This window comes from Luteolibacter arcticus (assembly GCF_025950235.1).
Lineage (GTDB): Bacteria > Verrucomicrobiota > Verrucomicrobiia > Verrucomicrobiales > Akkermansiaceae > Haloferula > Haloferula arctica.
In genome coordinates this window covers 90,315-104,809 of the sequence record NZ_JAPDDT010000013.1, presented here as the reverse complement: position 1 = coordinate 104,809, position 14,495 = coordinate 90,315, and the positions used below count along the sequence as shown (strand labels likewise).

10 protein-coding genes and 1 tRNA gene are annotated in these 14,495 nt (G+C 62.6%); 7 read left to right on the top strand and 4 right to left on the bottom strand.

Features of this window, described 5'->3' with window-relative positions; all coding sequences use genetic code 11:
* Positions 1-10: 10 nt before the first annotated feature.
* The 3 genes from OKA05_RS22255 to OKA05_RS22245 all read left to right on the top strand — a co-directional run bounded on the left by OKA05_RS22255 (position 11) and on the right by OKA05_RS22245 (position 5,100).
* Positions 11-1,141, top strand: coding sequence for an AraC family transcriptional regulator (locus OKA05_RS22255; RefSeq protein ID WP_264489403.1), 1,131 nt, complete (start codon positions 11-13; stop codon positions 1,139-1,141).
* 279 nt (positions 1,142-1,420) lie between these two features.
* On the top strand, positions 1,421-4,072 hold the full coding sequence (locus OKA05_RS22250; protein WP_264489402.1) for a beta strand repeat-containing protein: 2,652 nt from the start codon (positions 1,421-1,423) through the stop codon (positions 4,070-4,072).
* 125 nt (positions 4,073-4,197) lie between these two features.
* Entirely contained in the window at positions 4,198-5,100 is a 903-nt protein-coding gene (locus OKA05_RS22245) for a YceI family protein (protein WP_264489401.1), read from the top strand.
* On the opposite strand, the gene OKA05_RS22240 is transcribed toward OKA05_RS22245, so the two are convergent.
* The 3 genes from OKA05_RS22240 to OKA05_RS22230 form a co-directional block, all read right to left on the bottom strand.
* The gene (locus tag OKA05_RS22240) at positions 5,101-5,742 is read right to left on the bottom strand and encodes a response regulator (RefSeq protein ID WP_264489400.1); all 642 of its coding nucleotides are present in this window, start codon (positions 5,740-5,742) and stop codon (positions 5,101-5,103) included.
* 4 nt (positions 5,743-5,746) lie between these two features.
* Complete coding sequence (locus OKA05_RS22235; RefSeq protein ID WP_264489399.1) at positions 5,747-8,254, bottom strand: histidine kinase; 2,508 nt, start codon at positions 8,252-8,254, stop codon at positions 5,747-5,749.
* 136 nt (positions 8,255-8,390) lie between these two features.
* Complete coding sequence (locus OKA05_RS22230) at positions 8,391-10,175, bottom strand: family 78 glycoside hydrolase catalytic domain (protein ID WP_264489398.1); 1,785 nt, start codon at positions 10,173-10,175, stop codon at positions 8,391-8,393.
* 248 nt (positions 10,176-10,423) lie between these two features.
* Between OKA05_RS22230 and OKA05_RS22225 the strand changes: the two genes are divergently transcribed.
* Positions 10,424-10,499, top strand: a tRNA-Thr gene (locus OKA05_RS22225).
* Between the two features lie 562 nt (positions 10,500-11,061).
* The gene (locus OKA05_RS22220; RefSeq protein WP_264489397.1) at positions 11,062-11,760 is read left to right on the top strand and encodes an OmpA family protein; all 699 of its coding nucleotides are present in this window, start codon (positions 11,062-11,064) and stop codon (positions 11,758-11,760) included.
* A gap of 69 nt (positions 11,761-11,829) precedes the next feature.
* On the opposite strand, the gene OKA05_RS22215 is transcribed toward OKA05_RS22220, so the two are convergent.
* On the bottom strand, positions 11,830-12,225 hold the full coding sequence (locus tag OKA05_RS22215; protein ID WP_264489396.1) for a hypothetical protein: 396 nt from the start codon (positions 12,223-12,225) through the stop codon (positions 11,830-11,832).
* A gap of 557 nt (positions 12,226-12,782) precedes the next feature.
* On the opposite strand from OKA05_RS22215, the gene OKA05_RS22210 reads away from it, so the two are divergent.
* Positions 12,783-13,574, top strand: coding sequence for a nuclear transport factor 2 family protein (locus OKA05_RS22210; protein WP_264489395.1), 792 nt, complete (start codon positions 12,783-12,785; stop codon positions 13,572-13,574).
* Between the two features lie 321 nt (positions 13,575-13,895).
* On the top strand, positions 13,896-14,486 hold the full coding sequence (locus tag OKA05_RS22205; protein ID WP_264489394.1) for a lipid-binding SYLF domain-containing protein: 591 nt from the start codon (positions 13,896-13,898) through the stop codon (positions 14,484-14,486).
* Positions 14,487-14,495 lie beyond the last annotated feature (9 nt).

Here is a 14,495-nt window from a genome sequence, read left to right as displayed (position 1 = left end):
GCTCGGGCGCGTGAACCCTCCCTTTCGCATCGGCCTGATGGTCGAGCCCCTGAGTGGCTATGGCAGCAAGATTCTCGACGGAATCAGCCGGTACGTGCAGCAGAAACATAACTGGCGGGTCGCCTTCTTCGACCGCGAGCGCCGCGAGCTCGCGGAACTGGTCGAGACATGGGAAGGCGATGCGATCATCTGCACCGTGGTCGACCAGCGCTTCCACGACGCGGCGGCAAGCCGCAAGATCCCGGTGGTGAACGTCGCCGGCCTGCTGGACGAATCGGACGTAATGAGCGTGCTGAGCGACGACGACGCGATCGGCAAAATGGCCGCCGAGCACCTGCTCGACCGCGGCTTTGCCAACTTCGCCTTCGTCCGCCGTCGCGACGGCACCCGTTACTCGCAGGACCGCGGCGAGGGTTTTCGCAAGCGGATCGAGGAAGCCGGCTGGAAGGTGAACATGATCAACATCACTTCCGCCCACGGCGACGACGAGCTCATCGGCAAGCTCGCGAACTTACCCCGACCGCTGGCCATCTTCACTTCGCTCGACCGGGTCGGCGCGATGGTGCTCGAGGCGTGCTGGAAGGCCGACATCAAGGTGCCAGAGGAGATCGCCCTCGTCGGTGCAGGCAATCACAAGCAGCTCTGCGAACTATGCTCCCCCACCCTGTCGAGCGTGGAGGTGGATTTCGAACGGCGCGGCTACGAGGCGGCGGCCTTGCTCGACCGCATCCTGGAGGGAGGAAAACGCCCGAAGGAACCGCTGCGCATTCCTCCAGCCCACGTGATCGAGCGGCGTTCCACGGATGTCTTCGCCTTCGACGATGCCGACGTGGTGGCCGCGCTGCGTTTCATCCGCGAGCACGCCGACACCACCATCAAGGTTCGCGACGTGGTGGCCTCGACCACCATCTCGCGGCGTTCGCTGGAAGGTCGCTTCAATACGTTGATCGGCCGCACCCTCCATGACGAGATCTGGCGGGCACACTTCGACCTCGCCATGCGATTGCTGTCGTCGTCCGATCTGTCACTCCAGGAGGTGGCGGAGCGCTCCGGCTTCCGTACCGCCAGCGCACTGGTGAATCTCTTCCGCCAGCGGCTCGGGATCACGCCGAAGGAATTTCGCGTGGCGAACCGGAGATAACCCACCGCAACGAGGTCGCGGCGCAATGCTGCGCGATATTCGCTGGAGGGTGCCCTCGTGGAAACACCCGCGAAGTCCCTTTGTGATTTGTTAGAAAGGGGTTCGGGGCGGGCTGGAAATCCTTTTGTCACGGGGAATCTTGCGCTCCTCCACACCGGCCTTGAACACCTCGCAGGCGGAGCGTGGAAAAATCCATATTGCTTTTTCACGTTACTATTTTTAATCAGTGCGCAACCAAGAATGACCCCGCTTGGTTTTCAACGCTCCTTCCAACCCATCATGAAACCCCATCGTTTCGTCCCTATCCTTGCCCTGTCCGGCTTCACCACGCTTGCCGGTCACGCCGCCGTCCACACCTTCACCGGCAGTGACGGAGATTGGAACAATGCCGCCAGCTGGAACGCCAATGGAATAGCCCCTACCACCGGCAACCATCTGCTCCGGCTCAACGTCAACGGTACCGCCAACTTCAACCATGGCACGACCATCACCTTCACCGGCACCCCCTCCCCTTCAGCGGAAGATCGCGGCCTGGTGATCGGCGCCGGAAGCGACGCCGCCAACTCCTACACGCTCACGATCTCGAGTGGCACGGTGATCGTCACCAACCCGAGCGGCTCCTTGATCGGAGCCGGCAATGGCAACTCCTTCAATGGCCAGGCCAGTCTTGTCCTGAGCGGCGGAAACCTCCAGGCCAACGGAGAAGTCGGTGTCCTGGCGCGCGGCATGTCGACTGCATCCGGTACGCTCACCATCAACAGCGGCTCAACGCTCACCGCGGATATCGTTTCCTTCGGCACCCTCGCCAGCACCACCGGGGCCGCCACCGTCAACGTCAACACCGGCGGCACGCTCAAAGCGCGGGCCATTCTCGATCGCTTCACGGCGGCGAACTCCACGCTGAACATCGACGGCGGCACCATCGTTGCGAATGACACCAACCACGACGAGAAGTGGCTCCGCGACGACAACGGCGGCATGACCGTAAAGCTGCTCGCCGGTGGCGCGACCTTCGATACGAATGGACAAAGGAACCAGCGCATCGCCGTCCCTCTGAGCGGTGCCGGAGCCCTCACCAAGGCGGGCGAAGGCGAGCTGGTCCTCGCCACTGACAACACCTACCTCGGCACCACCCAGGTCCTGGCCGGAACGCTCCAGCTTGGCGACAATGGCACCATCGGCAGCATCGGAGCCGGGGCCTTGACGCTGGCCGAGGGCACCACCCTCGCGATCAGCCGCTCCGACAACCAATCGCAGAGCACCTTCACCGGCGCGGGAGCCAGCTTACCCTCCGGACTCTCTGGAAACGTCGCCTTCTCCAAGCGCGGCAATGGCATTCTCTGGATGGACGTCGCCAATAGCCACACCGGCGCGACCACGATCACCGGCGGGGCATTGAAGATCACCGATGCTTCGTTTCTTCCGGCATCCTCACCGATCGCCGCCTCCGCGACAGGATCGCTCGCCCTCGCCGGACTCACCCTGAATCGCGACCTCACCCTTGGTGGCACCGGCATGACGATCACCCATGCCGGGACCGAATTCCTCGCCGTGCAACGGGGCGCACTCCAAGGAGCCAGCGGCACCAGCACGCTCAATGGAAACATCACGCTCTCCGAGGCCTTCACCCGCATCGGCGTGCAGGACGGGGCCACCTTGGTCATCAATGGCGACATCAGCGGCACCTCCACCCAAGCCCTGATCCTGCGCGGTGGCACGACGAATCCCGGCCTTGTGGAAATCCATGGCACCGCCAGCGGCTACGGCGACACCCACATCTACGGCCGCACCATTCGCCTCGGCACCGTGGACGCGCTTCCAGAACAAGCCATCCTCACGGTCGGCACCATCAACGTGGGCACCAGTATCCTCGACCTGAATGGCCTTTCCCCTGCCATCAATGGCCTCCGCTCGGAATCAAATTCGCCCAGCGGCGTGATCACCAACGATGGCATCGCTGACAGCTTGCTCACGATTCACAACACCATCGCCGACCGCAGCTACTTCGGCGTCATCCAGGACGGCATTACCCACAAGGTCGCCGTGGTGACCGACGGCCCCTTCCGCCAGACCTTCGCGGGGAACAACACCTACTCGGGAAGTACGACCGTCAACGGCGGGACGCTCTCCATCATTGGCGACCTGCCTAACAGCCCCGTCACTGTAAGTGCAGCCGGCACACTGAGAGGCACCGGGAATCTCGGCGCTCCACTCACCGTCGCAGGCACCGTCGCTCCCGGTCTTTCTGCAGGCACGCTGCTCCTCGCGGATACCTCTCTCACCGGCACCTATGCCTGTGAGATCGATGGAACCGAAAACGACGTACTCGATGTCGATGGCGACCTCAATCTCACCGGTGCCTCGCTCGCGGTATCCATGCTGGACGGAGGCTTCCCCGAAAGCGAATACGTCATCGCGGTCTACACCGGCGAACTCACCGGCACCTTTGCCACGGTGACTCCCGGCTATGAAGTGGACTACGACACGCCCGGTCAAATCAAGCTCACCTCCACCGCGAACCCCTACGACACATGGGCCGCGACAACCGGCGTGACTGCCGGCACGCCGGATACCGACTCGGACGGTGACGGCATTCCCAATGGCATCGAATTCGTCATCGGCGGCACTCCCGCTCCCGGTGCCGGTTCGGACTCCAGCGCCTTGCTTCCCACATTCACCACCGATGCCACGCACTTGATCTTCACCTTCCGTCGTAGCGTTGCCTCCGTCTCATTCGCGCCGTATGTCCAGTATGGATCCACCCTCTCTGGCTGGACTCCGGCGGTCCACAATGCACCGGAGGAAACTCCGGTGATCGTCTCGACGGAAAGCAACGTCGCTCCCGGCATCGACCGTATCACGGTCAGGATTCCGCGTGCGCTGGCCAGCGGCAACCGGTTCTTCGCCCGCCTCGCGGTGGACATCCCCTGATCCCGCTCATTCCATTTCCTTGGGGCCTTGGGGAGCCGGCATCCGCGATCCATGCGGCTGCCGGCTTTGCCGTTCCGATCACGGCCCGTTGCTTTCCAGCCCGGGTATTGTAACTCGTATGGGTAATGACGACTCCCCTGCTCACTCCGGCCACTCTCGTGGAACTCCTCAAGGGAATCCGCCCTCCTATGCTGATCGACGTGCGATTGGACGAAGACTACAAGTGCTGCCGCATTCCCGGTGCCGCAAACAACTGCGTCTTCGAAGTCGCGTTCACGGACCGCATGCCTGCCGTGGCACCGGATCTGACCGCCCCGGTCTGTCTCTACGGTGCGGATGAGACCAGCATCGAAAGTCACATGGCCGCGGAGAAACTCCTCCGGCTCGGCTACACTGCGGTCCATGAACTGGATGGCGGGATCAAGGCATGGCGTGAAGCCGGGATGCCGGTGGAGGAAAGCCCTGCGGCTCCCAAGCCCGCACTGTATGACGGGCGCTATCGCATCGACCTCGGAGAGAGCCGCATCCAATGGATTGGCCGTAATCTTCTCAACCATCACAGAGGGCGCATCGCATTGAAGTCGGGAGAGCTCATCATTGCCCATGGCCGCCTCACCGGTGGCAGCTTCGTCATCGACATGACGAACATCAATTGTGACGACCTCGCGGGGGATGCCCTGCACGACGTGCTCATCCACCACCTCTGCGACCACGATTTCTTCGATACCGAGCTCTATCCTGAAGCGCGCTTCGAAATCACGCATGCCGAGCCCGTCGAAGATGCCACGCCTGGAGCGCCCAATCTGCACGTCTCGGGAACGCTCACCTTGAAGGACGTCACCGCCCCGCTCGACTTCCTCGCGAGTGCGGGGATCACCCCTGAGGGCAAGCCCGCAGCTCAGGCTACGCTCGCCTTCGACCGCACGCTCTGGAATGTCCTCTACGGCTCCGGCAAGTGGTTCCACCACTTGGGCGGGCACTTGGTGAATGACCTCATCGAGCTGCAGCTCCGCATCATCCCGGAGTGATCAAGTCCCTTTGCCGAGATACTTCACCACCGCCTCGGTGCGGGTGCGGACGTGGAGCTTGGCGTAGATGTTGTGGAGGTGGGTGCGCACCGTTTCCACGCCGATTCCCAGGTCCCAGGCGATCTCCTTGTAGAGCCCGCCCTTCACGAGCAGTTCCAGGATCTGCTTCTCCCGTGGAGTCAGGTTGTGGTCCTCATTCTTCGATGGCGGCGTGGCTTGGAAGTGCTGCACCACCTTGCGGGCAATCGCTCCGGACATCGGCGAGCCGCCGGTCAGCAATTCATCCAGCGACTCCAACAGCTTCGCCGGTGCGTCGCGCTTGAGCAGATAGCCGGAGGCTCCGGCGGCGAGCGCGTTGAAGATGCGGTCGTTGTTGTCGTAAACGGTGACCATCAGCACCTGGGCCTCGGGATGGAGTTCCTTGAGCTTGGCCACGCACTCGATGCCGGACATTCCCGGCAGCTGGATGTCCATCAGCACGACTTCCGGGCAAGCGGTCTTCATTCCCTGGAGCGCGGCTTCGGCGTCCGGATAGGTGCTGGTCAGGGTCCACTTCGTGGAGGCGGCGATGATCTCGGCGAGGGTTTCGCGCAGCAGTTCGTCGTCCTCCACGAGAGCGACGGTGTGGATGTCGTTGGCCATGGGTTCAGGTCGGGGTTTGGGGAAGCCGGCAGATGATCACGATACAGGTTCCGCGACCGGGAGACGAGTCAATCGCGTAGCTGCCACCGATTTCGCGGATGCGAGCCGGAGCGTTGGAGAGGCCGTGGCCATTGCCGTGGGCCTTGGGATCGAAGCCGCGGCCGGTGTCGCGGATGGTGACCGTGATCTTTTCGCCGTCGAACTCGAGCGAAAGGAAGACCTCGCACGGCCCGGCATGCTGCAGGACATTGTGGAGGGATTCCTTCACCGCGAGCGAGAGGTGGTGGCGGAACTCCGCACCCAGCGGCCGGGCTGGCAGCACCGCGGGGATGTCGAGCCGGCACCGCACCTGGGAATCACGGAACATTTCCTCCGCCAGCCGCGTGAGGTGGGATGCGAGGTGGTCGAGCGTGTCGTGCGCCGGATCGACGGCCCACACGAGATCATCCATGGCGACCACCAGCTCCCGGGCGGCATCCGTCATCTTGTCGAGATGGCGGTGAGCCTTTCCAGGATCGCTGTCGAGATCGCGCTTTGCCAGCGCTGCGGTCACGTTTAGTACGGTGACTCTCGTACCCAGGTCATCGTGCAGGTCGCGGGCGATGCGGGTGCGATCCAGTTCGAGGGCATTCTGGAAGCGCAAGATTTCGAGACGCCTTTTCGCCCGGCGACGCAGGCGCACGACGATGCCAGCGGCGACCAAAGCCACGGAGCCGGCAGCGAGCATCGGCCCGAACCACGGACGCTGCCAGAATGGCGGTTCGATCACGATCGGCAGCGAAATGCCATCGCCGAGCGGATCACTCTCCCCAGCCAGGCCCACGGCGCGAAAGGTGTAGTTCCCCGGCGGGACATTCACGTAGGTTGCCCGATGGAGGCTGCCACTGCTCACGTTATACGCTTCTTCCCACGACAGGACGAAGACGCCGCCGTGGCCGGGCGCGATCGACTGCACCGACGACCACTCGCCGTGATGCTGCTGGTCGCCATCGACCAAGGCGAGAAATCCCCCTCCCCCACGAAAGACAACGCGGGCGATGGCCGGGTCGCTGCCGTCGCGCCGCCACCCTTCCGGAGCACCGGCGGCCCGAGCGGTCGTCTCGCTGAGCGCGATGCTGCCGTCTTTCCACATCGATGTCTCGGACTTGCCTGGAACGGTGATCGCGAGGTGATCCACCGTCACGAAGCCCGTGGTATCCGGCGACCCTGAGCTCAGGGAAAGCCGTAGCGCCGCGGTTTCCGCCGGCACGTAAACCGGCTCCACCCGGCGGGTCATCGAGGAATCCTCAAGTGCGGTTTCCCAGCCATTGCTGGTGCCGATGAAGGGAAAGCGGCTCTGCGAGATCACGCGGTTTTCGCGATCGAGCGCCTGGCACACCAGACTCATGCCCCGCTCGGTCTCCTGCCAGCGATCGTCGATCCCTTCGAGCTGACAACGCAGCTTGATCGATCCGCCGGGATTGTCCGGCTCAAAGCCAAAATCGAAGTCGAGCCGGTGCAACCCGGAACCCAGCCTCAAGACGCCGGAGGGAGCGCTGGGAAGCACCGCGGACGAAGCATTGACGAGGACGTTCTCCAAACGAAGCCGGAAGTCCGGGCTCCCTGCCCCATTGCTTCGGCGCGCAGCCACTTGCTCCGGACTGGCGCGGCGAGCCGGGGGCACGAAAAAGAAGTCGCTGGGATGCCGGGCCACGCCGCTGATGCGGACTTCATCGATCAAGCCGGGAAACGGCTCGGCCTCGGCATTGGCGGCAAAGGTGCGGGCCTCATTGCCGATCGCGAAGTCACCGCTCGCCCCTGAAAAGTCGGACGACAAGATGCCGCTGCCGATCCGGTTGGCTTCCGTTAGGCCGGGCCCCAGCTTGGTCCAGTAGAGCTTCAGGTTATTGGCCACGCCCTCGTTGCCATCGTAGGATACCGCGGCGTGGAACCAGTGGGTGGTGTCGATCGCGTGCGGGCCGTTGGTGGGAATGGTCGCCAGTGCGAGACCGCCGGCCCCGCCATCGGGAAGCGGGATGAATGAAAGGAAGCCTTCCTTCTCGATACGGAAATTGAAGACGCGGTCTTGGCCGTCCCCATCCATCGACATCAGCCCGCAGGCAGCCACGCCGGCGTCCTTGGGCAGGATGTCGAACTTCAACACCACCTCGTAGGTAAAAGCACCGCCCGCTCCGAAGTAGCGGAAGCCGCCGGGCACATTGTCCTGTGGACCGCTGACGGTCTTGGGCAGGGCGAGCAAGATCGCGCCGCGCAAATCCGACGTGCTCGGTGCCCCGCCGGCGTTGGCATTGAAAGAGATGGCCGAGCCCAGCCCCGGTAGTGACGGTTGGCCGGCGGAAGCTCCGTTGAGCAAGCCCTCAAGATTCTGCGGTGGCACTCCGAGATCGGCAAAGGGTGCCTCCAGCTCATCCAAGTGCCACAGGTGCAGGGTGTGCCCGTCCGGCACATTCGACGCAAGATCCGCCGCCAAGGCGGGAACCGCCAGGCAGGGAACAAGCAGTGGGCGGAGCATCACAGGATCGGTCTATCAAAAAGGCCGCTCTCTTGCGAGGTGCCGGCTTGGGAAAAACCAGATAAGCCCCGGAGAACGCTGCCGTCTCAATCCGAATCCCTCTCTCCCACGTTATGGGGATGAGCGCGAAGCCTCGCTATTTCAACGAGACCACCCAGTTCCCGGGCCCGAGCCCCAGGACCTTTCGCCCCTTTTCCTCACGCAGGATGCGCGGTGTCGCGGACTTGCCGGCGGAGGACACCGTCGCCTCTCCCGGATGGGGAAGATGAAACTCCGCCTCCGTGCCGGCCGGCACGATCAGCTTGGCCGACCACGACGACGCATCCTTGCCCTTCAGTTCCAGCACCACCGGTCCCTTCGGTGTTGGCAGCTTCAGCTTCGCCTGCTCCAGAGCACCGGTCTGCGGTCGCACCCGGAATCGCTTGAAGCCGGCCTCCAGCGGCTCGATGCCCATCAGCCCGCGCGGGATCAGATTCGCCGGAGCGGCCCCCCACGCGTGATTCCAGTCAAGATTCGGCTTCAGCGACGGGTCCCACGCTTCGAGCGTGATGGTCGAGCCAACCTTCTCGCTCATGTTCCGCCATGAGCGCAGGTCACCCGAGGAAAGCAGGGACAGCGCATGCTCCCCTTCCCCGGCTTCGTAGAGTGCCTCCAGCAGGAACTGCGAGCCATAGACGCTGCACGCCATCCCCTTTGGCTTGATAAAGGCCGCCACACGGGCGACGCGATCGTCCGGCACCAGACCCAGCGCCAGTGGGAAGAAATTCGCATGGGCGGAGGCGTGGCTACTACGGTTGCCGGACTTCGGGTCCAGTCCATCGACATAGCAGCCGCGGCTTTCATCCCATAGCTTCTCGTTCACCGCCTTGCGGGTCGCCTCGGCCATCGCGGCGAATTCCGTGGCATCCCCGGTCTTGCCCAGATGGGTCGCCATCTTCTCCAACAGCACCAAAGCCCGGTAGTGAAAGGCGGTGACCACGGTCTTCACCGCCGGCTTCATGTCATAGCCATCGCGCTCGCCAGCCGGCCAATCGACGATGTCGGTGATGTTCCCTTGGTTCCAGCCTTCGAAGAATCCATCGGGGGTTCGGCGCTCGATCATCGCGCGGCCCTTCAGCGTGGCGTAGTGCTTTCGCAACGAGCGGTCGTCGCCCGACCACAGGAAATCGTGCCACGCCAGGATCACCGACTGCAGCCGCCATTCGGTCGGCCAGGTCGGCTTCTCTAACAAATACTCATGGGTCAGCCGCGCGGTGTCGTAGCGGGCATCCACGCAGTAGTGGCCGAGCTGGTTGATCAGCACGTCCGCCTCATAGGGTTTCCGTTCGCGGTCACCATCGACGTACAGGCCCATGAAGGTGGTCGCCTTGATGCTGTGCTTGCACAGGTCCCACACGGCATCGAGATCCGGGCTGGAAGACTGGAACGCCGAAGCGCTGTCATCGAAGGGCACCGTCCACGAGACCCTGCGGATCTGGTCGGCGGAGAATGACGGCGGCGCGCCCTCGATCTCCACGTAGCGGAAAGGCATCATCTCCGGGCAGCCTTTCGGCAGGGACAGCCAGCCCTCCTTCATCCAGCCCGGCGGCTTCCAGGAAAGCTCCGGACTCACCGGTGTCCGCGCTTTCAGTGTCACCTCGCCGCCCTGATAGCGGACCGTGCCGGATGGCTTGCGGTTCACCGCGGTGGGACCCGCCAACGCCTCTCCCAGATGCACCGTCATCTTGCTACCCGCCTTCGCGTCCGGCGAGGTGATCTCCACGGTTCCGAAAGTCGCCTTGCCGAAGTCAATGAACCAGCGGCCGTCCGCCTGCTTCTCCGCCTTCACCGGCGCCTCCTTCGACGCCACCACCGGGCTCCGCTCTTGCGCCGGAAGGCAGGAGCACGACATCGCGACAACACAGGCAAGGGAACGCAGCATGGAGGGTCAAAAATGGATTCGAAACGCGGAGGATCGCCAGCACGAAGTCCGGCAGATCAAAACGGGTTTGCCAACTCTGACATCCCAGACTGCCAGCGTCTGCCACGAACTTCCCAGCCCCCCGAAAAGGGGGAGCCTCCACGACTTTTCACCGCACCGAAATTTCAGCTTTGCCCACGCCTCAAATGCACGCTACACCGCCCCCGGCCGGCGCGCTCCTCGCGCCTCCGGCCGACGCCCTCGGTGCCGCCGGCTTAGCTCAGTTGGTAGAGCAGTTGATTTGTAATCATCAGGTCACCAGTTCGAGTCTGGTAGCCGGCTCCAGGGCGACCGAGGGGAATTCCCACGTGGGAACGGCTGCCCGGATCGGCCTGACGATTCCCCCTGATCCCGTTGGCACACCACCTGCGAGAAGGCGCTTCAATGAATAGCATCTTCTACATTATCGGCGTGGTGGTCGTCATCGTCATCGTCCTCAAGTTGCTCGGGTTGTTTTGAACCGGCGTACCTTCAGGGCTCCTCCCCTGATGATTCGCTCGATCCCCTCGGGTTGCTCCTTGACTGGCCGCAGCGGGGGCTTTTGCCCGGTTCTTGATGCAGGGATTGTAGCGGCCAGCCACTGCGTGTTCAAAGGAGCCGGCCTGACTTGACTTGGTGATTTGGGCAACGAGACGTTGTCCCCGCCTGGAGATCCGTCGTGAGTTTTTCGAGTCCCCCATCGTGCAAAGTCGTGTCTCCTGCCTTTGCAGATTGCCCGCGCTGCGCCTTGGGGACAGCCCGCTCCCCTGCTGGAGGCTACGCACGCCCTCGCGAAGGTTAGGTCCAAGACATGGGCACGCCTACTGCGAAGAAGCCCTCTCCGCAGACAATCTCAAATTCCAGACTCATGAAACCACGTCACTGCATCGCACTCGCTCTCGTCGCCCACGCTGTTGCCCAAGAGCCCGCTCCACCGGTGGTGGTCCGGGAAGAAGTCGTCGTCCCGGCCACACCACCAGTCGTCATCGAGCGCGTCGTGCCCAGGGCGATCCCGCTTGATCCCGCCCTCGTCCGCCGTCAACTGGCTATTGCGCCCAAGATCATCGAGGTCCGCGAGGAACCGGCCGTGGTGATTCCGCCCGGAGCCAAGGTTGAGACCACCGAGACCCGCACCATTGTCGAGGAACCCGGCCTGCCACCAAGGGTCTACAATGTGGAGCGCAATGTCGTCATTGTCGAAGGCCGTGAGCTTCCTTATGTCACCATCCCGGTGTTGTTCGTGAAGGAAACGGCCGAGCTTCTCGACTCTGAGTCGCGTGTCGCGCTGGAGGAAACCGCCAAGGCCATTCTCGAGGTGCTCGCGACCAGCCCCGACGCCGGCTTTGATGTCGAAGGGCATACCAGCATCGAAGGCACGGAAGACTTCAATTTGAAGCTCTCGGCCGACCGCGCCCGCCGGGTGTACGACGAGCTGACCAAACGCTACGGCGTGCCCGTCTCCGCGATCGGCGCCCACGGCTTTGGCGAAAAGTATCCGAACTACCCCAATGGCAACGAAGCCGAATGGGCCCTCGACCGCCGGGTGCTGGTGGCCCGGGTGAAGTGAAGTCGTCCCAGTGCATTCGTCGATGATCTCCCATAAAGGATCATCGACGACTGCAGTCTCAGTAGCGCGCTAGGACACCCAGTATTTCTTCAGCGGCCTCCAGCGGACGTAGCCAAAGGTCCATAGCACCAAGCGGCGTCCCCCAAACCCGGATAGCGGGTATTGCTGCCAGGCCGCTTGATCCACGATGACAAACGGGGCGACCGCCAGCCCCGCGGACCTGCACTTCCAAGGTTGGTCGGACACGCGACCTTCAAGATCCTCGGGATTGGAGATGTTGAAAAATTCGATGCGCCTCACCGGAACCTCGGCGATCCCAGTGTCCGCAAACTCGAAAGATCCCATCGCCAACTCCCGCTCAAAAGCCTGATCCACCTGCGGCAATCCCACCAAAGCCGTAATCGACCAGAGGAAGAGATAGATCGATGCTCCGATGAGCACCTGCTTCCGGCGTCGTGGCTTCATGGCTCTGTCGCGTCCTCCCTTCCGTCCGACTTCGCGGATCCGGCGTCTCGTCCTCTGACCCAAGCAACCCCTATCAAAACGATCATGCCGCTGATCAAAGCGAGGTTGGCGATCCACATGGTCATAGTAGGTTCGCGCCCTCCATTCATGAGCACGACCGAAACATAGATCTCCGAAGCTCCTGCGCATGCCACCCATCCCAGCGCCGCTGTCGATCCGCCAAAGATCAGTGACGACACCGGAGGAGCCGTTCGTCGGGTCACTTGCCAGTAGAGGCATCCAACAAGCACCGGCACGATGAATGGCGTCAAACCGAGTGGAGCAACCGCAAGGATCGTCTTTGAAAAGACGTTTGTCCCCTTGAGTGGCAGACCATCGTGGTAGGCCTCGGAAAAGAGGGACCACACGTACAAAGCCTCGAACGACAGGAGCACCGCAACGACGACTCCACCGGCTCGCAACAGCGCCTGTGAGGTCATCGTCGTCCGATCCGGGGAATGGTTAATAGGCCACATGCATTGATTCCTTTTCCAAGCGTTGCTGGAACATCTCACGAAATGGTGCGAGGATTCAAGATGGACCTCTATCGCGTGCTGATCTGCGCTTATCTGGCGGCTTATGAAAAGAAGGACCGGGCGGCCTTGGAAAACCTGCTGACCGACGACTTCACCTTCAGCAGTCCGGTGGACGACCGCATCGACCGCGAGCGATACTTCGAACGTTGCTGGCCCTTCAGCCAGCGGGTGGAGACGTTCCGGATCGAGAAATTGTTAGCCGACGATGAAGAAGCCTTCGTGCGCTACGAGGCGTTGACGAAGGATGGATCCGCCTTCCGCAACTTGGAAACTTTCACCGTCCGCGAGGGCAAGATCCAACACGTGGAGGTTTACTTCGGCAGCGACACGGCGGACTCCGTTCGTGAGAGCGAGATCACAGCCCTGGTGGATTCATGGGCAGAAGGAATTCGGACCAAAGACGTCGAGGCGGTGGCGAATTTCTTCACGGACGATCCGGTGGGCTTCTATCTGGCCCCGCCCTTGCAAGCGGATGAACCGTTGCGCGAGAACCTAACCGAGTGGTTCGCAACCTTCGACGGGCCGATCGGCTATGAGGTCAAGGAGCTGGCCATCTCCGCCAGCGGCGAGGTCGCATGGTGCCATGCTCTCAACCACCTAACCGGCACTAGGACGGATGGCGAGCGAACCGACCTATGGTTCCGCCTCACCCTCGGCTTCAAGCGATCCGGCGATCATTGGAAGATTGCCCACGCTCATGAGTCGGTCCCCTTCCTGATGGATGGCAGCGGCAAGGCATCGTTGGACCTGGAGCTGGCGAAAAATGACGACTGACAGAAGGTGTTAGGCAGCGGGCAGCCACCGGCTCACGCCGCACGGGTGTTGCTCAATCTGCACTTGTTAGAGAGAAATCCATGCAGCTTGCACAGGCTGACTGCATGGAGCGGCGTCCACACGGCGACACAGCCAATCACCCCGTGCCGCAAAAGCCTTTCTCCTACAGCACGTTACATTCGAGGCTTCGGGGGTAAATCCTCGTCCTGATTCCGGTGGCACGTCGCCTGATAGAGAGTTGAGTCCGACGTCGCGCCAAACGTCTGGATGGCGATCTCATGACGGGCGCGACGCCGGGATCTCAACCTGATTCAACTGAATATGAACACTACGATTCCACTCTTCTGCCGCGTGGCCCTTGCCTTGGCAGCACCAGCCTTCCTTACCCAATGCGCGTATGAGCCCGTGACCCGCGCCAATGCCGCGAATGCGAGCCGTGCGGACATCTCGGGCGACGCTCGCGCCGCTTTGGAAGACCTCTATTCTCGCGATCCGGGTGCGCGCAAGCTGGGTCGCTCGGCTGCTGGCATCCTCGTCTTCCCGCACATCACCAAGGGTGGTCTCATGGTCGGAGCGGAAGCGGGCAACGGCGTTCTCTTCGGTCGTGATGGGGCGACCAAAGGTTACTACCAGACTGCCGGCGCTTCTTACGGCCTGCAAGCCGGCGTACAAAAGTATGGCTACGTGCTCTTCCTGATGAGCTCTTCGGAAGTGTCTCAACTCAACCGCGCCGCCGGCTGGGAAGTCGGCAGCAGCCCCGGCCTCGTCGTCGTGGATCGCGGCATCGCCGGTACCATCACCTCGCGCACCGCGGACCGGGGAGTGTATGCGTATGTCTTCAACCAAAAAGGCTTGATGGCCGGGCTTAGCTTCAAGGGCACCAAGATCACCCGCATCCAGCCCGGCCGCTAATTGTTCCCC